This is a genomic window from Lysinibacillus sp. EB271-A1-10B (genome assembly GCF_058791335.1).
The window spans coordinates 53,690-78,054 of the sequence record NZ_JBYTDL010000022.1 but is presented as its reverse complement, the minus strand read 5'-3'; the positions used below and the strand labels follow the sequence as shown (position 1 = coordinate 78,054).

Here is a 24,365-nt window from a genome sequence, read left to right as displayed (position 1 = left end):
TCATAACACTTTTACTGTTTTAACAGTATAATATTTTGTAAGAATGCTAAAAATCAAAACAATAAAAAGAAAAATGAAATTTTGCAGAATAAAATTAAAAATAGATGTCGAATATGGTTGAAATTTCGAATAAAAAAAGGAGAGAAAAAAGTATGAGAGATGTGGAAAGAAAATTATTAGATCGTGTTGATACTCAAATACTAGATATTTTGCAGAAAGAGGTTCAGATAAGTAATGCAGAGATAGCGAGACGGGTGAATTTGTCTCCGCCGGCAACCCACACAAGGATAAAACGTTTAGAAAGTGAAGGATTTATTGACAAACAAGTTGCCATTTTAAATCCTGAGAAACTTGGATTCGATTTACTGTGCTATGTTTTCATGAGTACTAATATTCACCAAGCTAAGGAATTAGAAGATTTGGAAAATACCTTGAAAACAATGACCGAAATATTAGAATGTCATTGTTTAACAGGAGAGTATGATTATCTTTTAAAGGTCATTGTTAGAGACCGAAAAGAATTAGATAGCTTTATTAGAAAATTAAATAGAATGGGCATATCCCGTATTCAAACTAACTTATCATTAAGAGAAATTAAATATTCTACAGTCTTACCGATATCAGAAGATAAACAGTAGAAGTTCTTCAGAACAATATGTATATTTAGCTTCGTCCCAAAAATGATTTAGGTCAAAACTCAATTTTAGGAGGCATTATGAAAACATTCATATATATGGTGCGACATGGAGATTCACCAAAAGACGGGAATGAGAGAACGAGAGAATTGACTGAAAAAGGTAGGTTAGACGCTCGACGAATAACTGATATTTTACAAAAAGAAGGCATTGATACTGTTATTTCAAGCCCGTATAGTCGTTCAATCCAAACTGTTCAGGAAGTAGCTAATCAAATAGAAAAAGAGGTTATTATATTTGAAGATCTAAAAGAGCAACTATTTATTGCAGGAGATAAGCGAATCTCTGACGAGGAATTATTCCCTTTTTTACAAAAGTCATTTTCTGACCCAACCTATGCTTTAGAGGGAGGCGAGTCAAATGCTGACTGTCAGAAACGTGCTATTAAAATTTTAGAAGAAATAGTAAACGTATATCCAGGTCAGAAAGTAGTAATTGGCACACATGGGGCTGTAATGACGTTAATGATGGGGTTTTATGATAGTAGATATGATTTGAACTTTTTATTACAGACAACAAAGCCAGACATATACAGAATGGAATTCAATGGGCAAGAATTGGTCGATGTAAAAAGGTTATGGGAGATATAGGGAGAGGTTGTTGAAGTAATTCACCTTATAAAGTTAGGAAATCAGTAAGTATAGCTTTGGTAGTAGAGATAATGTTTATTACTCTAAAAGAGAAGAATGATTAAAATAACTGAAGACTAAACAATGTTAGTAGGGGTGAAAATTAAATGGATGACAAACTAAATCAGAAGTTTGAAATAAAAAATTATATGAACAAACAAATAAATAAAAATAAATATATTTTAGGTGTTGCAGCAGGTTCTGGAATGACAGCTAAATATGCAGAACAAGGTGGCGCTGATTTTATTCTTGCGCTAAATTCAGGGCGGTTTAGATTAATGGGGGTAAGCTCATTAGCAGGTTTTTTACCGTATGCCAATAGTAATGATGTTGTAATGGATTTTGCATGCAAAGAGATTATTCCTACGATTAAAAAAATTCCAGTTTGTTTTGGTTTATGTGCAACAGATCCAACAATTGAATTAGATAGCTATATCGATTTGATTCAGAAGAAAGGATTTGCAGGTATTAATAATTATCCAAGTATTGGTCTGATAGATGGGCTTTTTAGGGAAGCTTTAGAAGAACAAGGAATTACATATGAAAAAGAGATAGAAGCAATTCGCATCGCTAGTGAAAAAGGTTTGTTTACAGTAGCTTTTGTATTTAACGAGGAGCAAGCTATAAGTATGGTAGAAGCGGGGGCAGATATTATTTGTGTTCACTAAGGTTTAACGAATGGGGGATCACTAGGCGCTAAAAAGATTTTATCTTTACATGCTGCCAAAAGGATGGCTGTAACTATTATTAATAGATGTAATGAACTGAATCCAAACATTATTAACATGATTTATGGAGGTCCGGTTAATAAGCCAATAGATGTTCAGTATATGTACGATGATACTACTATTATGGGGTACATCGGAGGTTCCGTTTTTGAAAGGATTCCAAATGAACAAGCACTTATACATATTACGAAATCATTTAAGCAGACGAACGATTTTAAGTTGGATGAATTAATCAGTAAAATTACTGATGGTTTAGGAAGCCAAGAGGATTATATTAATTTTACAAAGAAGTATATCAGCTTACATTATATGGACGAAATTTCGTTGAATGAAGTGGCCGAAATATTAAGCTTGTCTCGCTCTTATTTAAGTACATTATTTAAAAAAGAGATGGGTATTTCATTTACTGAATATCTTATTAATTTTCGGCTTAATCGCGCTATCGAAATACTGAAATTTGAAAAAATACCGCTAAATAATATTGCTGAAATGGTAGGTTATCCGGATTACACTCAATTTAGTAAAATATTCAAAAAATATAAAGGTGTGTCACCTAAAAACTATTTAACTTCTTTCAGTAGGTGTTTGGACACCCGCTGAAATAGAGGAACTCAGTCTAAGAACGCCACGTCCTATGGCATTACTGAAATGATCGACATCGTGTTGGCCCTCGTGCAGGCCTAAGCACAAAGCCGATTCCAGACGCGATTATGCCAAAGCATAATTGATAATATAACAAAGAGACAATTTTATAGAACAAAAGCACATTAACTCTCCTAAAAGAAAACGTTATTATGGAATGGAGTAATAAATGTAATCGCTTTCTTATATGATTATTTTGACGATTTAAAGATCTAGAAGGGAGAGAGATGATATGAAAACAATTGCTTTGGCTGGAACATTTGATTCAAAAGGAAAAGAATATTTGTATGTAAAAGAGTTGATTGAATCTTTAGGTTTCGATACTTTTACGATTCATACTGGTGTTTTTAATCCAGCATTTGAGCCTGACGTATCAAATGTTGAAGTAGCAGCTGCAGCTGCAGAAGATATACAGGACATTGCGACAAAGAGAGATCGAGCAAATGCAACCGCAGTTCTTGCGAAGGGGATGGAAGTGCTTTTGCCGGAACTGTATGAAGAAGGTAAATTCGACGGTGTACTTTCCTTTGGAGGTACTGGAGGGTCATCTATCGTAACAACTGGTATGAGAGCACTACCAATAGGTGTTCCAAAAGTGATGGTTTCTACAGTTGCTTCTGGTAATACGGAGCCGTATGTAGGTACTAGTGACATCATTATGATTCCATCCGTAGTAGACGTTGCTGGTTTAAATATAATTTCGACAAAAATATTTACGAATGCAGTATTTGTGATTGCAGGTATGCTGAATTTTGACAATAAAACGATCGTGAAAAAAAAGCCACTGATTGCTGCAACTATGTTTGGACTAACAACACTTTGTATTAATCAGGCTAAAGATTTTTTGGAAGCTAAAGGATATGAAGTATTAATATTTCATGCAACAGGTGTTGGTGGTCGTACAATGGAGAATTTAATAGCTAATGGATTTATAGATGGTGTCCTTGACATAACGACCACTGAATGGGCTGATGAGTTAATTGGCGGTATATTAAAAGCTGGACCGAATCGTTTAGAAGCAGCTTCACGAAAACAAATTCCTCAAGTTGTATCGGTGGGTGCAATAGATATGGTTAACTTCGGTCCATTCGACTCTGTCCCTGATAAATTTAAAGGTCGAAAATTTTATAAGCATAATCCAACAGTTACTTTGATGCGCACATCCGTTGAAGAGAACAAACAAATAGGTGAAGTAATTGCAGAAAAATTAGCTTTAGCAAAAGGATACACAGCATTATTTTTACCGCTAGGAGGGCTATCTGGTCTAGATGTTGAAGGGCAACCTTTTTATGGTTTAGAAGAAGATAGAATGTTATTTGATACATTAAGAGAAAATGTTGACCAAAGTAAAGTGGAAATGATTGAAATCAATGCGGATATTAATAGTGAAGAGTTTGCACTAGCTGCAGCGAAAAAATTGATTGAATTAATAGAAAATAAAGAGAGGGATAGCAATAATGTCAAAGAGACAAGAACTATTGAATCGTTTTAAAGAAGAAATTAAAAAAGGTAATATTCTGTTAGGTGTTGGAGCTGGTACAGGAATTACAGCTAAAAGTAGTGAAGCCGGTGGAGCTGACATGTTAATTGTCTATAATTCTGGCCGTTATAGAATGGCTGGTCGTGGTTCCCTAGCTGGGTTATTATCTTATGGTGATGCCAATCAAATTGTTATGGAAATGGGTAATGAAGTATTACCAGTTGTAAAAGATACTCCAGTACTAGCTGGTGTTAATGGAACAGATCCTTTTAAAGTGATGGAAGTTTTCTTAAAGCAGCTGAAAGAACAAGGGTTTAGTGGGGTTCAAAACTTTCCTACAGTCGGGTTAATTGACGGTGTATTTCGTCAAAATCTAGAGGAAACTGGGATGGGCTATGATTTAGAAGTAGATATGATTAGAAAGGCTAATGAATTAGACTTACTAACGACACCTTATGTCTTCGATGAAGAGCAAGCAAAGAAAATGGCTGAAGCGGGTGCAGATATTTTAGTGGCCCATATGGGATTAACAACAAAAGGAACGATTGGTGCACAAACTGCATTAACTCTAGATGACTGTGTCGATCGAATTCAAAAAATTATTAATGCTGGTAAGTCTATAAATCCTGATATATTAGCAATTTGTCATGGAGGTCCAATTGCAGAACCAGAAGATGCTGCTTATGTTATTGAAAGAGTAGATGGGATTGTTGGATTCTTTGGTGCTTCTAGTATTGAGAGATTTGCTGCAGAAAAAGGAATAAAGGAACAAACTGAAGCTTTCAAAGGTTTATAATTGAAAGTATTTTCATATCAGAAGAAGATACAAAGTACCGGTTATGACATTGAAGCAAAGTTTGATTTAAATAATCTAAATAAATAAGACGAATCCAATTTGAAAAAAGATTGTTCAAATTGGATTCGTTTTTTGATCGCTTTTTATTTTAAATTTATTATTTTTTGGTATCTTTGTTGCGCTTTTTCTTAGCATAGTCTGCTTCAATGCGGATAGTTTTTAACTGTTTTGTCACGATTAATAATTATTGTTAGTGTATTTAATAGAATCGTGCTGATTAGTAAGATGGTTACAGCAAATACTGAACTACTAGTTGTATCCATAAGAGCAGACCAATCCTCAATCTTAACAAGATGGTTATTATATAATAATTGGAAACTTATCGATATAGCACAAGCACTGAAACTTAAAGTGCAAAAGATTAATCTATAATTGTGGACTTTCTTATTAGTACTCAAAATACTACAAATTGGTAACAGTATTGCTATTACACCAAGTACTAGGCTTCCCAGATTAAGAAAACCGAACATAGAACATCTCCCCCTTATTATTAAAGGACGAAAGTAATTGGTAATTGTTTCTTGTTAATAATTCATGAATCATAAAGTTTGTTAGATACACTTTTAAATATTCGATTTATTTTTGAACAATATGAATAATGATTTTTAGAAAGAGGGTCTGCAAAAGTCAGCATTCTAGATGTGACTCTTGCAGCAATGATTAATGTACGATTTTAATGTAATCCATCTTTTAGTACAAAGTCTACAACAGATTTTTGTTGAGAAAGTTTGTAATAAGCATCAAAAATTTCTATAAGTGCTTTGGCTAAATTTTCATTTTTTACATCATGTTTCTCTAGTATTTGATTAATTAGAAATTCCATTGGTTCTAACATTAATCCCACCTACCTTTCTAATAGTAGGTTAACATTTAGGTATAAACATTTTCTGAACAAAATAGAAAATGCCGCACCGTCGTCACACGCTACAGCTCAGACATTAAGCAAAGGGATAATTGATCAGTTTGCAATTAATACATTATTTCATACACCATATACATATTGAGAAGAAAATATTATCGAGTGAACCAACAGGTTTTTTGAATATACTATTTGAAACTAAAACATTTAGGGAGATGGTGTTGTGAGCGGAATAGATAAACGAAACAGATTAAGCGAAGAACCATTTGCTTATCAAATAACGAAAAAAGGGACGGTAGTAATAGCATACGAAGGTAAACAAATAAAAATTGTAAAGGATAGGGAGGCTGAGCGTCTTATCGCAAGAATCAAAGAAGTTGAAGACAATCTAACAGCAGTACAGTTATTGTTAGCTAAAATTACAGGTAATTTTAAACGTGGTAACGAGAAAATTGGAAAAAATAAAAGAAAGTAACCTAAGACTTCTTAGTTTCACAATTCCGCTTACCAGTTTCTACACCTACTTCATAAATAAAGAGAATCATAATAAAGAAAAGAACAATTTAAAAGATAGCTAAAAGAGTTTTAACAATCTTTAGCGTCATCCTGATACCTCCTATTAGTCGGATTGATAGAATTTAAAATGATCATATAGTCAGGCAGTCTTGCTGAACAATCCTTTAAATAGGCTGTTTTCTCAAAGATTGTTGCTATTAAAACAAAGAGACAGATCTAATCTACAAGATGTGTAGAATGAACTCTGTTTTTTGAAATTTTTCAAAATAAAGGGTTCTTATAAATGCGTGTAGAATATTCACAGTAATACTAAGGATAGGTGGGATGATATGGAGAATCAGGTTTGTATTATAAGTATTTACGTGCCCAATTTAAACAAAGCAATTGACTTTTATACTAATACTTTAGGTTTTGAATTAAATAAGCAGTATGGACCTAATATTGCATCACTTGTACACGGAGAGTTACCAATTATTTTAGAGGCAAACGATAATACAACCTTTAAGCAAGATAATAAAATTACAGGAGTTGTATTAGGATTGAGAACTGAAGATATTTATGAAACGGTTAAATTCTTAAAAGATAAAGATGTGGAATTTATTGTAGATGAACCAACTAATTGTCCTCCAGGAAAATATATTAGTTTCAGAGACCCCTTCGGAAATATTTTAGAGTATCTCCAATTTGAAAATATGTAACAAGCATTTGACGAACTCGCTAGAGTTTACTCTGAAGATGTAAGTGATTATGAATGGGATTTTATAAATACAGGTGTATTTCGTTCAACGGAAACGTTAGAATATACGGCATAAGGTGGAATAAAAGCGAAGGTAAGACCTAAAGAAGGAGCAAATCTCCGCACAGATTATGTATATTTAAGAGTAAAAAATGACTCTAATGAAAGAAGGTTATTTTAGTGGCAATAGAAGGTTTATTTGGTTTAATCATTGAACCACTCTTATGGTCATTAGTTGTTTTTTTTAGCTTGCAAACAATTATTGTTACCTTCAATAATGCTGATACAAAAGCAAAGAAATATGCCATCGTCACTAGTGTCTTAGTATTTTTATTAGTTATATCCGATGATATTATGAGAATGATTGATATTATGAGAATGTAGTAGACAAACCCAAAGAAATTTTTATTTAGATTTTCACTAATTAATTCTTCTAAGATTAAGAAACCTTGATTATCGAGGTTTGCCCTAATAACGGTGCAGATTCCCATATCCCATCGAATATGGTGTTCCCTACAAGTGGATTATGGAAATTAGAAATATATTTTAATGATAAATTATTTGGGGAACTAGTTATAAACGTTAAAGAGAGTTAAATTATCTTCAACTAAGGTGCTTTAGTTTAATTTTTCGATTCTTCAAGACAATCTTTGAGAAAACAGCCTATAATATGATGGAAAATAATTTTACTAATCCAAAATGCAATGATAACCCAAATAATAATAAAAAGAATACCAACAAACCAATTCTTTGGTTTTCCAGATTGTTTTAACTTTTCTGCAGCTGCTTTATGATCATCAATCACATGTCGTGGAATTAATTTTAAAGCGAAGATAATTTCAAATGGTACAATTATCAAATCATCAAGAACCCTAGAATAGGAATAAAATCTGGAATTAAATCTATTGGGCAAAAGCATAAGCAACTATAAGCATAGCCACAAGGTTTGCATATCATGGGGTTCTTGGATCTTTATAAGACAAGTAAAGTACAAATGAATTTTGTTTTAATTTTTTAGCAAAGGCTTTAAACTTTGATAGTAAATTTCTTCTTATTGAAAAATCTTCTCCCATTGCTAGAAAGTATATATCATAAAAATACATCGGGAAGAGAAATACTTACTGTAGATCCAATGATAATATATAGTTAGATTTCAGTATTTATAAATTCCATTAGCAAAGCACTTTCATTATTAATTGTTTTAACTTTTGTAAACCCGCATTTTTCGTAACATCTAATAGCTCTTTCGTTAGAAAATTCAGGGTCTACTATTATAATTTCAGCGTCTGTTATATTAATAATGAGTTCAATAAATTTACAAACCATAATTGTTCCATAGCCTTTATTTAATAGGTTAGGATTACCGATAAATTGATCAATTCCAAAAACCACTTCATTATTTAAATAGCCTAATTCTTTTAATTCTTCTGCTTGAAGTTTATAGTATTGCATAAATCCTATTGGGGAATCGTCTAACAACAATGAAGGGGAGAACTAGAATTTCACCACGAACGCGTGGTTCATATTTTTTCCTTACTTGTTCTATTGAAAATGGTGAATTAATATCCCCGTAAAATTCTAAAACTTCTCTCGTACTCAACCATTTAGCCATTAAACCATAATCATTATCAGTCATTTTTCTGATGTGTATTTTGTTAATATCCAAAATATGTACCCCTTTCAAAAATACTAGTATATCTTAAAATAGCAAAATTAGTCTAATACTTACTGAACTATATGATGAGATGTTAAAAATGATAAATTTGTTTAATGTGCCAATATAAAATGGTCCAAGTTTCTAAGTTTTTGTATAAAAAAAGTAAATAGACAAGTTTTTTCCTGCCTAAATCAATCTCTTTATCTGTGGTCGGGAAGTTTCTGTATGATATCAGAATATATATTCATTTTTGTGTTAATTCCTACCCATTTATTTTTATCATCGATGTAACCTGCTGTAGCCGTACCATCATTATTTTCAGAAAAGAACACATTACCGTGGTTATATGGTTCTATGATCGGGTCTGTATCTAAATTCATTTCGGGTGAAACATTCCCTGCTGCTCGAGATGGCTCTCTTCGTTCTCGAAATAACTGTCCAATGGCTATTGCTTTCCCATCTTTGATTTGCACAAATGTAAAAATCCCATCATTTAAATAGTAAGTGTCTGCTCTTCCTAAAGGGAACGTATATTCATGTAAACGATAACCATCTAATGTACCAAGTGTTTTGAACTCAGTGTTGATTGGTGATGCGATAGCCGCTTTACGTGCTGCTTGAAGGTCATTCTGATTCAGTAATTTTGGATCAAACGCATAGTCCTTTGAGTTCACAAAAACAAATTTGCGAATGGATTCAAATTGAACGTTGTATCCCAAGGATTCAGAGACGAATCGTATAGGAACGAGAATGTGGCCATTGCTATTTTGAGCAGGTATATCCATTTGTATAGCTTTCCCATTTTTATAGGCGGTTTTGCTATTCGTATTTATTTTCAAATAATCTCCATCTTTATTTTGAACTGTGGCGACTTCAGTCTTAGGGTTATAACTATAGGAAAGACCAAGAGATGAAAGCACTCGGATCGGGACAAATAGATGGTTATTATCCATCAGAGGATGTACATCCATCTTGATAAATTCACCATTCGCAACAACTTCTATTGGTCTAACATTCTCTTCTGACTTAACTAGCGGTCCTGCACTTGCATGTGGATAATTGAATAACCCTAAACTTAAAGCCAGAAGTAAGCCTGACATAGATTTCTTCATTTTGTATTTCCCCAATCTTTTAGTATTTGCCAAATGTCATGTCGTTTTAATAGTTTTATCACAAGCACTCTGGATAGTACGAAAATCGTTAAGCCAATCGCTTATCTTTTTTGATTTTCTGCATTGTAAGAATTAGCCCTGTTAAACCAACAGTTAACGCAGGTGCAATACTAATTATAAAAAACCGCCATACACCTGTGTACAAGGATATTGTTAGAAAAATAGTAGGTAAACCAATTAATGCAAATAAAGAAGCGATTAAGGCGAATCTTTGATTTTCTTGCATTTATGAAACCCCCGTATAATTTACAAATTTATTCAATTGTATCACAAATAACCTATTTTTCGATTGTTAGAGGAATTGGAAATAGCCTCAGTGTCCGTTACACTCTACAGCTTAATGAGTATTCGCGATTCTATTTAATTCGGTTTTTATAGAGGAGGTCGAGTAACTGTTTCTTCCTTTAGTATTAATAAAATCTTAAATATTTGGGAATGACCGACCTTCGCGGCCAAGATTTCTTTGTAGTACTATATTCACATGAATTATTTTCGAATAGTTAATAATGGATAAAATACGTATAATAAGGATGCTATTAATATCAATTAATAGAATAATAATGAAAGATTGGAATGAGTGAAGTGTGGGTAAAATAAAAAGGTTAGTAGTTTGTTGTTTAATAGTAGTTATAGCAACATTCCACTTCGGTACAGGGAATAGTACTGTATATGCAAGTGAAAATAAATATGGGATTTATAATGGTAAAGTGGTAAACGGAAGACTTTACGCACCTATTCGAGCTGTTGGTGAAAAGATACAAGCGGAAGTAAGTTGGGATAAGGCAACAAAAACAGCCACTTTAATCAAAGACAAGAAAGTGATCAAACTGACACTTGGCTCTAAGATACTAAAAGTCAATAATGAGCAACTTCAAATGGATGTATCGTTACTTTTAGAAAATGGAAGCATTTTTTTACCGATAAGATATATAGGTGATGCATTAGGGGGTACAACATACTGGGATAAAAGTGAACGGTTGGCTTACTTATATTCAGACCCGTATGGGGTTTATGGGGTTACTGTTTATGCTCAACCACTGTTCTATAAGGACGGCTATAAGCTGCTGGATGAAGCCATTGCAAAAGTAAAAAATGTTTCAAACATCTCTCAAAAAAGGCAGTATTTAAAGCCATACTTCACGGATGAAATGATTAATTTAATTATTATGAGAAACTTAACCTTTACGGATATGTCCGAAAATGGAGGTTATTATTCTTATCCAAAAGACACGAATATGAGGATCAGTCGTAAGGTTTATGTATCTGGAGGAGAATTGGTACAGTATGTTTTACTTACAAAGAGAAATAATCAATGGCTAGTGGGTTCTCTTGAAGAAAAATTTGTTCCATATAGGCCATAGAATTTTGTTTACTAACTACGCTTTCATCTTAGGTCATTGACTGTCGTTTTTGAGGCAGTAAGAAAACAACTTTTTACAGCCAGTTGTCGCTATATAGCAGGCGACTGGTTGTTTAGTTTCGTTTGAAGACGGATAATTTGTTAGTGTCATCGAGCAAATGATGGGGTAATTGATAAGGGGTTGAATTAGCAAAAGCTGCCGTACCTTATCTGCCCCTTACCGATAAAGAAAAGGAAACGATTTATTTTGATGGTATGAGGTCGCAAGGAAATACGTATGACCTTTTGAAAAAATAAATGGCAACGACATACAACTTTATTTTAGATATGCAACAACTGAAATTCCAGAGGATTATAAACCTGAACCAGATATGCCAAGCGATGCAAGGGACGTAAAATTCCATTATGATATCACCTAATCACCAGTTTTGGATGAAAACGGGGAATTTGTTTTTAATTCTGATACATTCAAAACCGACCAATTTCTAGTTAGTTACAAAGCCGTGGGAATTGAAGCAATCGTTGCTCCGAATACTGCAGTGTTAGTGAACGAAATAAATTAAAATTAACTTTTATTCGTCAATTCATTGCTAACTAATAAAACTGTAAATGTAACAGATGTATCAAAAGGAACAAATGTAAAACATGTAGCATATTTTGCTATCAAAGAGTTGTCTATAGCTACAGGAATTTTAATCGGCATCAAATACACTTGAGAGATTTTGCGTGTGTCGAGGTCATTCAAATTCCGAATGCTTCAAGTAGCGAATAAATCAGTATGGTGTTCCAACAAATCATTTGCCGACTTATGTTGAAGAAGAATTAAAAGTGTCTTTACACATTACTAAAAGAACATGAAGTAAAAATGAGCGCCGCAAAAGCAAATACACGATTAAATTAATTAGGTCTACTAAAGATTAAAATGTCTCAAGAAAATAAAGCTTCTAGGCTGCAACTTAAACATGACATAAACTTGAATAGCGTCCAATCATTTCATTTATCAAAGTAAATTTTAACGTATAGTTTTGAGGTCGATGTTACTCTCAATAGGAGGGAGTACTATCGAAATACCCAAATGAAAAGTGTTTAAAAGCAATTTTAAACTTCTCCGAGTATTATAATCTTACTCACCACAATCAATAATCTTGGTGAGTGGTGGAGTAGAGCAGTTAATGAAATGACAAAAAGAGATGTTCAATTATATTATTTTGCTATTCAAGGTGCATTAAACAATGAACTATATTCTCATAAAATAGTTTCTAAAATGTTTTCTGAGCTTGAACGACGTAAAAATCAGAGATAGAACATTCACATTACGTAATTTAATTATGTCTAACACCCCCATTCGGGGGGTTCTTTCATTGGCAGGGGTGAGAAAAATGTAAAGGTATGAAAATAGTAATAGAAATCTCTCTATTATTTATGTATATTTATGGTTGAGGAGGAATATATAATGAAGAAATTTTTAGTGTTATTATGCATGTCTTTGTTCTTAGTTGCTTGCGGTAACTCAGAAGAAAAAAGTGCTTCTGAACCTGTCAAAAACCAAGAAGAAGATTCTGAAGAAGCAAATCAAAAAGTGTCTAAAAAAGAGGGAAATACAAAACCTGAAGAATCAAAAGCCCCAACCCAAATAAAATTAGGTGAAGTGATGGTGGTTAATGATTTTGCGGAAATCATTTTGAATAGCAATAATTTTGGTCAAGTTATTAATCCGCCAAATCCAGGTGATTTCTACACATACTATGAAAATAAAGAACCAAATCAAGTGTATTTAGACAGTGTTATTACCGTGAAAAGTTTACAAACTTCCGGGAAAGTTGCAAGTGATTTTGTAAGTCTAAAAATTATTTACGATGATAAATATGAATATACAACATTTTCTACGCTAGAAGAAAATGGGGGTAAAAACTTCACTTATTCAAATATTACTTATATTGAGCCATTACAAACTGGAGTGTTGCACTTTTTAGCATCTTTACCATCTGAAACAGAGAATGATGGCAAACCATTAAAAGCCGTTTTTACAATTAATGGTGAAACATTCGAACAAATAATTAGATAGATTCACCTTTTGAAGACACTCATCTCTGTTGTGTACCCCAATTTGTATCCCAAATAAGTAATGTATAACGGGTATTAAAGGATAACACTATTTTTTTAATATCTAAAATGCAAAAACCCCGCCAAATCAATATTTTTACGCTATAATGGTGGACGAGGTGAAGAAAATGTTTGTAAGTGAGAAACAAATTGAAATTCGATATGCTGAGACCGACCAAATGGGCGTGGTGTATCATGCGAACTATATTATTTGGATGGAGATAGGTCGTTCACAGTTAGTCAACGATGCAGGCTTTGAGTATGCAGAGTTAGAAAAAGATGGTTATGTATCGCCAGTGATGGATTTATCCATTTCTTATAAGGCAGCAATGCATTATGGACAAGTGGCAACGGTCCGTACATGGGTGGAAAAGCACGATCGTCTACGTACAACATATGGCTATGAAATTTTACATGAAGATGGCACGATTGCAGCTACTGCTCAGTCCGTACATATTCTAGCGCAAAAAGATACGTTACGTCCGGTGTCCTTAAGTAAAATTGATCCGGTATGGGATGCGAAATACAAAGAAATCGCACGCGAGACGAAATAGGAGAAACATATATGGAACTATTATTAGCGATAGGTGCAATTATGGCATGTCTTGGTGTCGTGCTAGGCGCTTTTGGAGCACATGCATTAAAAGATAAATTTGCGTCACCACACTACGCAGCCATTTGGGAAACTGCAGTGCAGTATCATATGTACCATTCATTAGGTTTACTGGGGCTTGGTATTTTATCGAGTGATGCTCTTTTAGGAGCTTCTAGTATGCTTTCTTGGGCAGGTTATTTAATGTTTGCAGGTATAGTGTTTTTCTCGGGTAGTTTATATGTATTAGCGGTTACAGGTGTGAAAAAGCTTGGTGCGATTACCCCAATCGGTGGTCTGCTATTTATCATTGCCTGGGTGCTTGTGGCTATTTCCGCATTTTCTTAGGCATATACACTATAAATAAGAGTGAGGTAGTTCCTATGGAGCTATCTCATTTTTTATAAAGAAGTAAAAAAATGAAACAAATTGGTCTATTTAAGCGTATTACATAATGATTAGATTATTTTAGCATTCTAGCTTATTTCAACGGTTGCTCAAACATCCGCTGAAATACAGGAATTCAGGTTAAGCACTTCACGTCTGAGAAAATACCTGAGTGACAAGCGTTGTGTGGGTATAAAGCCTGCAGACGCAATTATGTCGAGGCATATTTGATATGGTAAAATAAGTCTTAAGTATATAAGTTGAAGGTGGGAATAAATATGGGTTTATTAAAAGCAGGAGTTGGCGCATTAGCAGGTGTTTTAGAAGATCAATGGCGTGAATATTTCTATTGTGAATCACTGTCCGCTGATGTTCTTGTGGCAAAAGGTTTTAAACGTACTTCTAAACGAGGGTCAAATAAAGGTAATGACAATATTATTAGTAATGGCTCTATTATTGCTATAAATGAAGGGCAATGTATGATGATTGTCGAGCAAGGGAAAGTAGTGGAGTTCTCTGCTGAGTCTGGGGAGTATGTTTATGATACATCAACGGAGCCTTCGATTATGTATGGCAGTGATTTGTCTGAAGGTATTATGGAAACATTCAAGCAGATTGGTAAACGCTTCACTTTTGGAGGAGAACCTGCAAAGGATCAGCGTGTGTACTATTTCAATAAAAAAGAAATCGTAGGTAATAAATATGGGACACCAGCACCGGTTCCTTTCCGTGTGATCGACCGTAATATCGGCCTAGATATTGATATTGCTATTCGTTGTCATGGCGAATATTCATATAAAATTGTAGATCCATTATTATTCTATACGAATGTTTGTGGAAACGTAGAGCGTGAATTTACAAGAGATGCCATCGATAGTCAATTAAAAACGGAGCTGATGACTGCGTTACAGCCGGCTTTCGCACATATTTCAGCAAGCGGGGTTCGCTATAGCGAAATTCCGGCTCATACTGTAGCTCTAGCAGATGCCCTAAATAAAGTGTTATCAGAGAAATGGCTAGCAACACGTGGTTTAGCAGTTGTATCATTTGGCATAAGTTCTTTAAAAGCATCTGAAGAAGATGAAGCAATGATTAAACAACTACAAAGAAATGCAGTGATGCGTGATCCAGGTATGGCAGCGGCTCATTTAACGGGTGCTCAGGCGGAAGCAATGATTGCAGCATCTAAAAATGATGGCGGAGCTATGGCAGGATTTATGGGTATGAACATGGCAGCTCAAGCAGGTGGTGTTAATGCAGGACAGCTTTACCAAATGAATGAGCAAAATAAACAGGTAGCCCAGCAACAACAAACAGCGACGAACTCAGATGCATGGAAATGTGCATGTGGCAACGAAAACACTGGTAAATTCTGCTCAAATTGTGGGACACCAAAACCTGCAGAAGAAGGATGGGCTTGTACATGTGGTGCTGTCAACAAAGGCAAATTCTGTGGGGATTGTGGTGCTAAAAAACCTTCAGGAGCATTACAATACGTTTGCGATAAATGTGGGTGGCAGCCAGAAGACCCTGCGAACCCACCAAAGTTCTGTCCTGAGTGTGGCGATGTGTTTGATGAGAATGATGTTAAGTAAGGGGATGACTAATGATGCCAACGCAAGATGCTGAAAATATTAAACAAGTAAAGCTTGATTTTGACGCTGAGTGTCCATCATGCAGTGCATCTATTGAATTTAATCCCGCCTCTGGAAAGCTTACGTGTCCATATTGTGGCTATGAGACTGAAATTGCAGACCCAGAAAAGCAAGAGGAAAAAGTTGCCCAGGAAATGGATTTTGCAATGGCTGAAGAACGTGGGAATTTCAACTGGGGTGTTGAGAAAAAAACAGTTATTTGTAAATCCTGTGCGGCAGAAACAATTTATGATGCGTTACAGGTAGCCGATAGTTGCCCGTATTGTGGTTCTAATCAAGTTATGGAGGCAAGTGCTAAAAATACACTAGCACCGAACGGGGTATGTGCATTTGAAATAACAGATAAGCAAGCAGGAGAGAACTTTCAAAGTTGGATTAAGGGGAAATGGTTTACACCAAAAGCAGCAAAAGAAAGTGCTAAGCCTGATTCATTTAACGGAGTTTATCTTCCATATTGGACTTTTGATACTAAAACAAGCTCAAGGTATTCTGCAAGGTACGGTAGACATCGAACAGTTACAGATAAAGAGGGAAATACCCGAACTGAAACAGATTGGTATTCCACAAGTGGTTTTTATCAGGAATTTATTGATGATCATTTAATTAGTGGAACAGCCCGTTATGATCGAAATATGATGAGAAAAATAGAACCTTTTAATTTACTCAACAATAAAGCTTATAAACCAGAATATGTATCAGGCTTTTTATCAGAACGATACAGTATTGGTTTACAGGACGGATGGAGTCAAGCGAAGAGGGAAATTTCAGATCATCTGGAGGCACAAATTACTTCAAAAATACGTTGGGAACATAATGCGGACGTAGTATCTAGTTTACATTTCTCAACAACGCATGATGATATTACATATAAATATCTAATGTTACCAATTTGGCTTTCTTCATTCCGCTACAAAGAAAAGGTTTATCGATTTATGGTGAATGGACAGACAGGTCGAGTAGGTGGAGATGCCCCGATTTCACCACTTCGTGTAACAATTGCAGTTATCGTATCATTAATCACGATTGCGATTATTTGGTATTTCTTTATGTCAGAATAGTTATGAGCAGTATTCCTGTAGGGTTAATCCATACGTTGGAATGCTGCTTTTATCTACTTTCAGGAAATAATTGATTTAGTAGTGAATGCGTCAGCACAATAAATAAATGGGTGAACGGCTGAATCGTTGTAGGAAATAGGATGAAAACTTCTAGTTATCACGGCTTTCACTTCCGATAGTTGCATAAATTATTATAGGAAGAAATTCTAAGGGGTTTTACGCATTACTACATGAAAAAGGCGAATCCATATGTTTGTGTGGCGCCAAATAAAAATATATGTACTTAAGCAACCTATTTTATGGAAAAGTCATTATGAAAGATGAAATGTCAGAAAAACGCAGGATTTAGAGTACGGCTGTGGTATGAAAAAGACTGTTATATCGTCAAAGTAATGGTACTTTTATGATCTTTATTGTTAAGAAGTGATGAACAGAACGTGTGTGAAAAAAATTATTAAGCGCTAATTCATTTTATTAATACATTATCTTGGTAGGATCTTGTTAAACTTCAGGACAATTTATTCCATAAAATAACGTCATTTGAAGTTGCCAATTTACTTTAAACAAATTATTATACATTCAGAGAGCTTTTTTTATGAAATGAGCTGTGAATGTAATGTTATTCTTGGATAACATCATTATGGAGGTTTCGACAATGGATGCAATTGAAGTGTTAACAAATTTAGATCAAATACATGGGTATTTTCAACCTATATTTAGCGCGGATGCGCATACGGTGATTGCCTACGAAATTTCCGGACAGTTACAAATTGAAGGTCAACAAATTAATTTAAAAGACTTTGTGGATAACGAAGATATTCCAGAAGAATATCGTATCGATATGGAACATAAAATTTTACACGCTGCATTAGCAAAAATAGACGAAATCGGACAGGATATTGATATTTATATTCCAAGTAACCCGAACTTACTGATGCAGGATTTCGGTGAAAGTCATTTTAATATAATTCAACAATACATTAGTGAAGAGGATTTACATCGTATTGTATTAGTTGTTTCAGAGCATCGTTTTTTAGGTGACATTAATAAGTTGCACCATGCAGTACGATACTTTACGACGTTTGGAGTCAAAATTGCTATTCAGGAAGTAGGAGCGGAGAGTCATCTAGAGCACATTGCTTTATTATCACCACAAATCTTAAAGGTCAATATTCGTGACTTAAATTATGATTCTTGGTCCGCGCAGTCAGATATGATATCAGCAATAGGTAGCCTAGCTTATAAAATTGGCGCAAATCTTTTATTTGAAGGAATCGAAACAGTTTATCAATTACAATTTGCCTGGAAAAATGGAGGCCGATTTTATCAGGGCCGATACTTGGCAAATTCTGCATTGACATTCGTTGAGAAGGATATTTTAAAAGAGCGTTTTAAGGAAGAATGCCAACAATTTATTACCTCTGAAAAGAAAATTTTGGAGGCACAATATTTTGAGTTGAAAAAGTTGAGGGAGGAGCTAGAAGCGATCGTCCATCGTGTTAAGCCTTCTAGTGACAACATCACACATTTAGAGCATCTAGCGCAGTTGTTGGATAGTTATTCGTTCCGAGTATATATTTGCAATGAAGATGGTTTCCAACTATCCCCAAACGTCATGCGTATAGATGGTCAGTGGGAATTGCAGCCTAGGGCGATCAATAAAAACTGGAGTTGGCGACCATACTTCCTACAAACAATCATTAAAATGCGCAACGATCAAAGCGGAGAAATTTCAGAGCTTTATCGAGATATCGAGACAGGAGAAATCACAAGAACATTTTCGATTGCAATTAACGAGCATGAGTACTTGTTCGTCGATCTTTCGTATGATTATCTATATGAGCATAACATTTTTAGATAGTGCTACAAATGCTTATATATCAGGGTTTCTAGGGTACAAGAATAACTTGTACCCTAATTTGTGTAAAGATGATCACTTGAATTATTATGGATAAATGAATTATTATTTTTGCAACTGTGTAACAGCAACAGCTTCTGCAAATCAATTTATGGGCAGGAAATCTTTTGATTGAATGCTTATTTTTTATGGTAAAAACATTTTTATGATGTAATTCTACCAAGGCATTTTAAAAGTATCGCTGTTAAGAGGCTGAGAAAAAAGCTAAATGTAGAGGAGAGCAAAGGAAAGAGAAAAAATTAGATATAGTAAATCTCCATCCGTTTATTTATATTTATGGAGGAGGGATTTTGAACAATGAAAAAATTATTTTTAGTACCACTAACATTGCTACTAGTTATTTTGTTAGTAGCGTGTAACAAAGATAACGAAAGTAACAGTTGTAAGAAAGCCGAAAATGCTGATCAAACAGCAGAGGAAACACCATTAAAAGTCTGTGTTGGACAAGCCAATGAAAAAGTCGATTTATACCAAAATTTTCGGTATAAATCGACTTTTAATACTTAATATATAATTGAAAAACTTAATTAGTTACAATATCCAGTTTTCTAAAGTGGATTGAGAATGCTTGTGTTATTATTGTTCTTTTCCTTGAATTTCTTCATTGAAAAAGTGGATACCGGTATGTCCTCCACCTTCAGCAACCATTTCGTTTGAAGCTATTTTTGTTGGAGATGTTCCAGCTCGTGTCGCTGCTTGAGCAGTTATCCGCTCTGATATGTTTTTGTCCATTTCCACAGTATTTAAATAGGATCCTAATTTAGTTTTTGCATTATTGAGCATACTTAATGCTTTATCACGGTTTTCTTTTTTACTTAAATAAGATGCTATTAAAGCTAACCCTGTAATTACAACACCTGTTCTTCGTTTCGCCATTATTAACCCCTCCCCAAAATATTGTATCTGGTTCTATATTTTTTCTTTTCCCTATTTTAAGAGGACTAAACATAACGAATAGAGTACAACAACAAAATTCGCCGTGAATTTAAAACGAATCATGTCACTTTTAGAAGAAAAAGATAGTAGAGGAGAATAAAAAAACCAATTCATGTTCAATATCATTTGAGCAAGAATTGGTCTCTTTTTTTTGCATTAAAAACGGGATGTTTTTCAGTCCCTTGTAATATACAGATAGCATCTTTAAAAGACAATATTAAAAAGTTTTCCCATTATTGATATTGTGATTTATGAACTGTGTTTTCATTACATTCTACCTTACTAACATCCGCTGAAATATAGGAACTCAGTCTAAGAACGCCACGTCCTGTGGCAAATTTTCTGTGCGAAAGCGAAGCGACAGCAACAACACGCGACTGAGTGACCAACATCACGTTGGCCCAAAGCCTCCGCGGATGTCACGGAAATTGAAAAGGAGTTCGTAAATGATGTTAGCCTAAATCATCGCATAATTGAAATAAATTATTTTAAAGGAATTCCAAGACCTAATGCAGAAGCGATCGAGACAATAGAGCTAATAACACCTAGTATACTAGTTAATTTCTCTAATGGTTTTTTAGCTTTCTCATTATCTCCATTTTCAATATGAGTTTTAAGGAGTTCAAAATGAGCTTCTGCAATTTCTCGTTGTTCATCTGCTAGGTGCTGAACTTCTTCTTGAAGCTGTTGTAAAGCATTGATAATGTCACTTGGTGGGCTAGCTATCCCTTGACTGAGTGTACCATTGTTTTCAATAGTTATATTACCTTTGTTTTCTCCAAAAGTTAGACCACCATATTTACTAGATTCACCCATATAACCATCTCCTAATATAATAGTAACTTTCCCAAGTTTCGATACTTTATCCAATACTTGATCAGAATTTTCTTTTGTTAAAATATCGATAATTTCTCTTAAACTCTCGGGTTTATTGTGTTTAGTTATCCCGACATTTTCCTTTTTATTAGCAATTTTTTTTTTGAAAAACTTTGTCTGAAATCCTCACTTAATTCAATGATTGGAATAGCGTTCAAAGGATCAAAACAATTCTCTGTACCACAATATTTGCATGTAATGGAATCGATATTTTCAAGTTCGGATTTACTAGCAGTTAAAATACTTCTACTACATTCCTCACATTGAAATTCTAATTTTATAACGAGTGCTTCTTGTTTTTCTAATTCAGATAATTGATCAATAACTAATCCAAGAGGCAAGTTAGTTATTTTTGCAATATAACTATGGTAAAATTTATCAATTTTACTGATAGCAATTACCTCAAGTGCATTATCTATTTTTTGAGAAATTTCCCATGGCTTTAAATTGCTCAATACTTTTACCTCGCAGAATAAATTTGGTAAATCAATTTTTCTCTAATATAATCCAATACAGGTTCAGACGCAAATACATTGAACTTAAATGTCTTTGTATTTACACCGATTCGAACAGAATATTCTTGTTTAACACCATCAACACTGTGTTCAAATAGTATAGATCCTTTTTGTTTGGAAAGATAAGGCTCTAAATAATTGTATAAGGGTAAACCTCTTAGTTCTCTAATACTACCTAATCCTATCGTTTCAAGACCACTTAACAGTAACAAAGTAAAAGGTGTTGTTTCTAAAATACCGGTGATATGTTCGCAATTTAAATTTTGCTCTAGAACTGATAATTCACCATTAGTATAGTATTCGTCAATTGCAGAAAGTATACTCACAATGGATTGACCCTGCGTTTCTTCAAATGTATTGACTAATCCTGCTGGTCTTCCTGTAGCATCAATCAGCCTTCCTTGAAGGGAATCCGCTAAAGTCGCAAGATTACCACCATAATTTTCTAATAAATCATACTGTTTGAATTCATATTGTTCATCAACTACTTTAGTTAACCAGGCAATTATTTTTTTTGCAACAGCTGAACTTGCTCGTACTTCAATTATTCCCTTAACTTCATCAATGTAAACTGTTGTAATTTCATGTTTAATGTATTCTCTACGGTTTGCTAAAAAGTAATCAACATTAACACCTGTTCTATGAATGAATCGCAAATAATATATTTGTGAACCTTCGATATCGGCAGCAGCAATAATGGTAGGATCAATAGGAACATTTTCGCTATTTGGTGTAACTACTGTTTCGAAAGGATTAAATGGCATTTTATTAATAATACTTTGTTTAAAACCTGTTAAATCAGTTTTATTTGTTGCCTGGTACCAAGCTAAGGAAACTGCTCCAGAGAAAATATTATCGCTAATTATTTTAAGAACATCGCTATCAGTATGCTCAAAAACATCCCATACTCTGCTAGCTAATTCATATACATTGCCATTGGTATCTAAAGTCATTTTATTACAAATCTCTTTAAGTAGAGTTTTGCTTAATCTATGCAAGTCTTGGGGGAAAATTAAAGATTTAATAGTGTTCATGTAACACCCTCCAGAATTATATTCTGTGTTCGATGAAAGTATGCATTTTGCTTAATAAATATAATAGTATATGTATTGAAAACCCAAAAAATGACAAAATAATGTTGGTTGACAAGAAAAGATGGACATATATAGACCAAGATAGATGTAATTAGAATAAAAATGTTAAAAAGTGGAATGTTTATATGGAACGTCAATTCAGTACTACACTCTAAATTAAAAAGTCACTCATTAAAAATTGAGTGACTTTACATAATTATTCAGCAAAATGAAATTAGGTTACAAAGGAGAAGCTTGTTCTCAAATGTACCCCAATTGAATTACCTTTAATTACTTTAAACGAAGAATGTTAGTCAAAGTTTTTTCCGAAAATTAAAGTATTTGTGTTAATTCTGCATTTACAAACCTTTGGGCAGTAATGAGAACCCCTGCAGCTGTTCTACCATAAACGCTATATATACCGCCAGTTTGGTTAGGAACGATTTCAACTTCATATTGAGCAGAAACACCTACACTTGGAGTTACGAATGTTGAACCGTTAGCAATTGCGGCAAATGGAGTTGTAGATAGTAATTGTCTTGCTCCGTCAAGTCTAAAAACTCTTACTACTCCAGTTAGTAAACCTCCAGTTAGATTGAGAATTTTGACACGAACGTTAGCTGCATTAGCTGGTTGATTCCCTGTATTTTCAATTGGTCCTGTAGTTAAAGGCAATTTAAATTCACCTCTTTCCAAAAATAGATTGATAATCCGCAGATTACATAATCATTGTATTCAGTTTCTATAGACATGCTCTAAACGTATTCATCAGTTTTCAATAAAAATGTAGAAATTGATATTTATATATTTCTTCTTTAGCTATCGAATGAGCTATGACTTTCTACCATTTTGGGTGTATTATATGAATAACTATAACTCAGATGAGTAACAGTACATAATAAGGCTTTTTGATAAGGCGGGGTGAGAATAATTTATTGATAGGAGTTCCTATTCTGGTATAATTAACTGCGAGAGAGGATGATCAATATGAGTAAAAACATCGTTGTTATAACAGGGGCAGGTAGTGGCTTAGGTGCAGCGCTTGCTAAAAAATATTCGACTTTAGGCTATCATATTTGTTTACTTGGTAGAACAAAATCAAAGCTTGAGAATACGGCTAAAGCGTTAACTAATGGCTATTCTATTTATGAGGTGGATGTTTCTTCAAAACAAATGGTTACTCAAATAATTCAATCTATACAAGATGATTTTGGATCCATTCCTTTATTAATTAATAATGCGGGTGTTGGCTATTTTGATAATGCTGAAAACTTGAGTGAGGATTCAGTTCATCAAATGATTGATATTAACTTAAAAGGAACAATTTTTTGCACACAAGCAGTATTAAAAGGTATGAAAGAACGTAATGAAGGAACAATCATCAATATTGTTTCAACAGCTGGTCTAGAAGGAAAAGTAACGGAATCTGTTTATTGTGCTAGTAAATTTGGTGTACGCGGATTTACCGAGAGTCTAGCATTAGAATTAAACGAAACAGCGATTAATGTATGTGCTGTATACATGGGTGGTATGAGAACAGAGTTTTGGGACGGGATATTTACTGAGGAAAAAACTAAAACATTAATGGATCCTAATGATATCGCGGATATTATTATGGACAATATAAAACCAAGAAAAGCGTTAGCTGTAACTGAGGTTGTCATAAAAAATAAACGATAACTACACAGTTTTTTCGTGCATCAGTTTCTGAAAGCTTTTGAGCAAAAATTTAAATCCTAATGGATATCATAAAAAAGATCAGTTCTTATTTTTTTGAATGAGAATCTGGTCTTTTTATGTCTATTCAAGATTTCAAGCTTATAAAGATTATCTATGCACTATACGTTACAAAACTGTCATGTTGTCATGTTTTTAGTCATGTAAAACGATTGTTGTAGTCCGAAATGCTTGATATAGTTAAC

Annotated in this window: 30 protein-coding genes and 1 pseudogene; 19 read left to right on the top strand and 12 right to left on the bottom strand. The window is 33.9% G+C overall.

Annotated elements, in window-relative coordinates; all coding sequences use genetic code 11:
• The first annotated feature begins 152 nt into the window (after positions 1–152).
• The 6 genes and pseudogenes from AC3WSK_RS21350 to AC3WSK_RS21325 all read left to right on the top strand — a co-directional run bounded on the left by AC3WSK_RS21350 (position 153) and on the right by AC3WSK_RS21325 (position 4,970).
• Positions 153–638: an Lrp/AsnC family transcriptional regulator gene (locus tag AC3WSK_RS21350; protein WP_079563216.1), complete on the top strand. Its 486-nt coding sequence runs from the start codon at positions 153–155 to the stop codon at positions 636–638.
• 77 nt (positions 639–715) lie between these two features.
• Positions 716–1,285 (top strand): histidine phosphatase family protein, encoded by a 570-nt coding sequence (locus AC3WSK_RS21345; RefSeq protein ID WP_079563217.1) that lies wholly within the window; start codon positions 716–718, stop codon positions 1,283–1,285.
• 146 nt (positions 1,286–1,431) lie between these two features.
• Positions 1,432–2,244: pseudogene (locus AC3WSK_RS21340) on the top strand (phosphoenolpyruvate hydrolase family protein); the annotation flags it as partial.
• A 117-nt stretch (positions 2,245–2,361) separates the two neighbouring features.
• Positions 2,362–2,652, top strand: a complete 291-nt coding sequence (locus AC3WSK_RS21335; protein WP_492414488.1) for a helix-turn-helix domain-containing protein — start codon at positions 2,362–2,364, stop codon at positions 2,650–2,652.
• Positions 2,653–2,926: 274 nt separating this feature from the next.
• Positions 2,927–4,186, top strand: a complete 1,260-nt coding sequence (locus AC3WSK_RS21330) for a Tm-1-like ATP-binding domain-containing protein (protein ID WP_079563219.1) — start codon at positions 2,927–2,929, stop codon at positions 4,184–4,186.
• Positions 4,152–4,970, top strand: a complete 819-nt coding sequence (locus tag AC3WSK_RS21325; protein WP_079563220.1) for a phosphoenolpyruvate hydrolase family protein — start codon at positions 4,152–4,154, stop codon at positions 4,968–4,970. The genes AC3WSK_RS21330 and AC3WSK_RS21325 overlap by 35 nt, the downstream gene beginning before the upstream one ends.
• Before the next feature lie 733 nt (positions 4,971–5,703).
• Here the strand turns inward: AC3WSK_RS21325 and AC3WSK_RS21320 are convergent.
• Positions 5,704–5,865 (bottom strand): hypothetical protein, encoded by a 162-nt coding sequence (locus tag AC3WSK_RS21320; RefSeq protein WP_170939042.1) that lies wholly within the window; start codon positions 5,863–5,865, stop codon positions 5,704–5,706.
• Between the two features lie 247 nt (positions 5,866–6,112).
• Here AC3WSK_RS21320 and AC3WSK_RS21315 point away from each other — a divergent pair, with 247 nt between their 5' ends.
• From AC3WSK_RS21315 to AC3WSK_RS21300, 4 genes are all read left to right on the top strand, one after another.
• Entirely contained in the window at positions 6,113–6,364 is a 252-nt protein-coding gene (locus AC3WSK_RS21315) for a hypothetical protein (RefSeq protein ID WP_492414486.1), read from the top strand.
• Between the two features lie 370 nt (positions 6,365–6,734).
• Positions 6,735–7,103, top strand: coding sequence for a VOC family protein (locus tag AC3WSK_RS21310; protein ID WP_079563223.1), 369 nt, complete (start codon positions 6,735–6,737; stop codon positions 7,101–7,103).
• Between the two features lie 218 nt (positions 7,104–7,321).
• Positions 7,322–7,525: a hypothetical protein gene (locus AC3WSK_RS21305; protein WP_079563224.1), complete on the top strand. Its 204-nt coding sequence runs from the start codon at positions 7,322–7,324 to the stop codon at positions 7,523–7,525.
• Positions 7,526–7,590: 65 nt separating this feature from the next.
• Positions 7,591–7,737, top strand: coding sequence for a DUF4871 domain-containing protein (locus AC3WSK_RS21300; protein WP_492414485.1), 147 nt, complete (start codon positions 7,591–7,593; stop codon positions 7,735–7,737).
• Between the two features lie 26 nt (positions 7,738–7,763).
• Here AC3WSK_RS21300 and AC3WSK_RS21295 read toward each other — a convergent pair whose 3' ends face one another.
• From AC3WSK_RS21295 to AC3WSK_RS21270, 6 genes are all read right to left on the bottom strand, one after another.
• Positions 7,764–8,000 (bottom strand): hypothetical protein, encoded by a 237-nt coding sequence (locus AC3WSK_RS21295; RefSeq protein ID WP_346427005.1) that lies wholly within the window; start codon positions 7,998–8,000, stop codon positions 7,764–7,766.
• On the bottom strand, positions 7,997–8,098 hold the full coding sequence (locus AC3WSK_RS21290; RefSeq protein WP_368483758.1) for a DUF1232 domain-containing protein: 102 nt from the start codon (positions 8,096–8,098) through the stop codon (positions 7,997–7,999). The genes AC3WSK_RS21295 and AC3WSK_RS21290 overlap by 4 nt, the downstream gene beginning before the upstream one ends.
• A gap of 189 nt (positions 8,099–8,287) precedes the next feature.
• A complete protein-coding gene (locus AC3WSK_RS21285; protein ID WP_492414484.1) occupies positions 8,288–8,593 on the bottom strand; it encodes a GNAT family N-acetyltransferase in 306 nt (101 codons plus the stop codon).
• Positions 8,580–8,807, bottom strand: a complete 228-nt coding sequence (locus AC3WSK_RS21280) for a hypothetical protein (RefSeq protein WP_240518356.1) — start codon at positions 8,805–8,807, stop codon at positions 8,580–8,582. The genes AC3WSK_RS21285 and AC3WSK_RS21280 overlap by 14 nt, the downstream gene beginning before the upstream one ends.
• Positions 8,808–8,998: 191 nt before the next feature.
• On the bottom strand, positions 8,999–9,910 hold the full coding sequence (locus tag AC3WSK_RS21275) for a copper amine oxidase N-terminal domain-containing protein (RefSeq protein ID WP_079563225.1): 912 nt from the start codon (positions 9,908–9,910) through the stop codon (positions 8,999–9,001).
• Positions 9,911–9,998: 88 nt separating this feature from the next.
• Positions 9,999–10,196, bottom strand: coding sequence for a hypothetical protein (locus AC3WSK_RS21270; RefSeq protein ID WP_079563226.1), 198 nt, complete (start codon positions 10,194–10,196; stop codon positions 9,999–10,001).
• A gap of 358 nt (positions 10,197–10,554) precedes the next feature.
• Between AC3WSK_RS21270 and AC3WSK_RS21265 the strand changes: the two genes are divergently transcribed.
• From AC3WSK_RS21265 to AC3WSK_RS21230, 8 genes are all read left to right on the top strand, one after another.
• Positions 10,555–11,331, top strand: a complete 777-nt coding sequence (locus AC3WSK_RS21265) for a copper amine oxidase N-terminal domain-containing protein (protein WP_079563227.1) — start codon at positions 10,555–10,557, stop codon at positions 11,329–11,331.
• 1,452 nt (positions 11,332–12,783) lie between these two features.
• On the top strand, positions 12,784–13,395 hold the full coding sequence (locus AC3WSK_RS21260; protein ID WP_492414483.1) for a hypothetical protein: 612 nt from the start codon (positions 12,784–12,786) through the stop codon (positions 13,393–13,395).
• A 166-nt stretch (positions 13,396–13,561) separates the two neighbouring features.
• Complete coding sequence (locus tag AC3WSK_RS21255) at positions 13,562–13,987, top strand: acyl-CoA thioesterase (RefSeq protein WP_079563229.1); 426 nt, start codon at positions 13,562–13,564, stop codon at positions 13,985–13,987.
• 11 nt (positions 13,988–13,998) lie between these two features.
• On the top strand, positions 13,999–14,373 hold the full coding sequence (locus AC3WSK_RS21250) for a DUF423 domain-containing protein (RefSeq protein ID WP_079563230.1): 375 nt from the start codon (positions 13,999–14,001) through the stop codon (positions 14,371–14,373).
• Positions 14,374–14,690: 317 nt separating this feature from the next.
• Positions 14,691–16,007, top strand: a complete 1,317-nt coding sequence (locus AC3WSK_RS21245; protein WP_079563231.1) for an SPFH domain-containing protein — start codon at positions 14,691–14,693, stop codon at positions 16,005–16,007.
• A gap of 11 nt (positions 16,008–16,018) precedes the next feature.
• A complete protein-coding gene (locus AC3WSK_RS21240; protein WP_492414482.1) occupies positions 16,019–17,125 on the top strand; it encodes a TFIIB-type zinc ribbon-containing protein in 1,107 nt (368 codons plus the stop codon).
• Positions 17,126–17,780: 655 nt separating this feature from the next.
• On the top strand, positions 17,781–18,986 hold the full coding sequence (locus AC3WSK_RS21235) for an EAL domain-containing protein (RefSeq protein WP_492414481.1): 1,206 nt from the start codon (positions 17,781–17,783) through the stop codon (positions 18,984–18,986).
• Between the two features lie 354 nt (positions 18,987–19,340).
• Positions 19,341–19,550 (top strand): hypothetical protein, encoded by a 210-nt coding sequence (locus AC3WSK_RS21230; RefSeq protein ID WP_492414480.1) that lies wholly within the window; start codon positions 19,341–19,343, stop codon positions 19,548–19,550.
• A 69-nt stretch (positions 19,551–19,619) separates the two neighbouring features.
• On the opposite strand, the gene AC3WSK_RS21225 is transcribed toward AC3WSK_RS21230, so the two are convergent.
• The 5 genes from AC3WSK_RS21225 to AC3WSK_RS21205 form a co-directional block, all read right to left on the bottom strand.
• The gene (locus AC3WSK_RS21225) at positions 19,620–19,919 is read right to left on the bottom strand and encodes a YbyB family protein (protein ID WP_492414479.1); all 300 of its coding nucleotides are present in this window, start codon (positions 19,917–19,919) and stop codon (positions 19,620–19,622) included.
• A 543-nt stretch (positions 19,920–20,462) separates the two neighbouring features.
• The gene (locus tag AC3WSK_RS21220) at positions 20,463–20,795 is read right to left on the bottom strand and encodes a hypothetical protein (protein WP_079563236.1); all 333 of its coding nucleotides are present in this window, start codon (positions 20,793–20,795) and stop codon (positions 20,463–20,465) included.
• Positions 20,796–20,920: 125 nt separating this feature from the next.
• A complete protein-coding gene (locus AC3WSK_RS21215) occupies positions 20,921–21,310 on the bottom strand; it encodes a hypothetical protein (RefSeq protein ID WP_079563237.1) in 390 nt (129 codons plus the stop codon).
• Positions 21,311–21,315: 5 nt separating this feature from the next.
• Complete coding sequence (locus AC3WSK_RS21210) at positions 21,316–22,404, bottom strand: hypothetical protein (protein WP_492414478.1); 1,089 nt, start codon at positions 22,402–22,404, stop codon at positions 21,316–21,318.
• A 372-nt stretch (positions 22,405–22,776) separates the two neighbouring features.
• Positions 22,777–23,118 (bottom strand): ATPase, encoded by a 342-nt coding sequence (locus AC3WSK_RS21205; protein ID WP_079563239.1) that lies wholly within the window; start codon positions 23,116–23,118, stop codon positions 22,777–22,779.
• Between the two features lie 312 nt (positions 23,119–23,430).
• Between AC3WSK_RS21205 and AC3WSK_RS21200 the strand changes: the two genes are divergently transcribed.
• Complete coding sequence (locus tag AC3WSK_RS21200; protein ID WP_079563240.1) at positions 23,431–24,123, top strand: SDR family oxidoreductase; 693 nt, start codon at positions 23,431–23,433, stop codon at positions 24,121–24,123.
• The last annotated feature ends 242 nt before the right edge of the window (positions 24,124–24,365 follow it).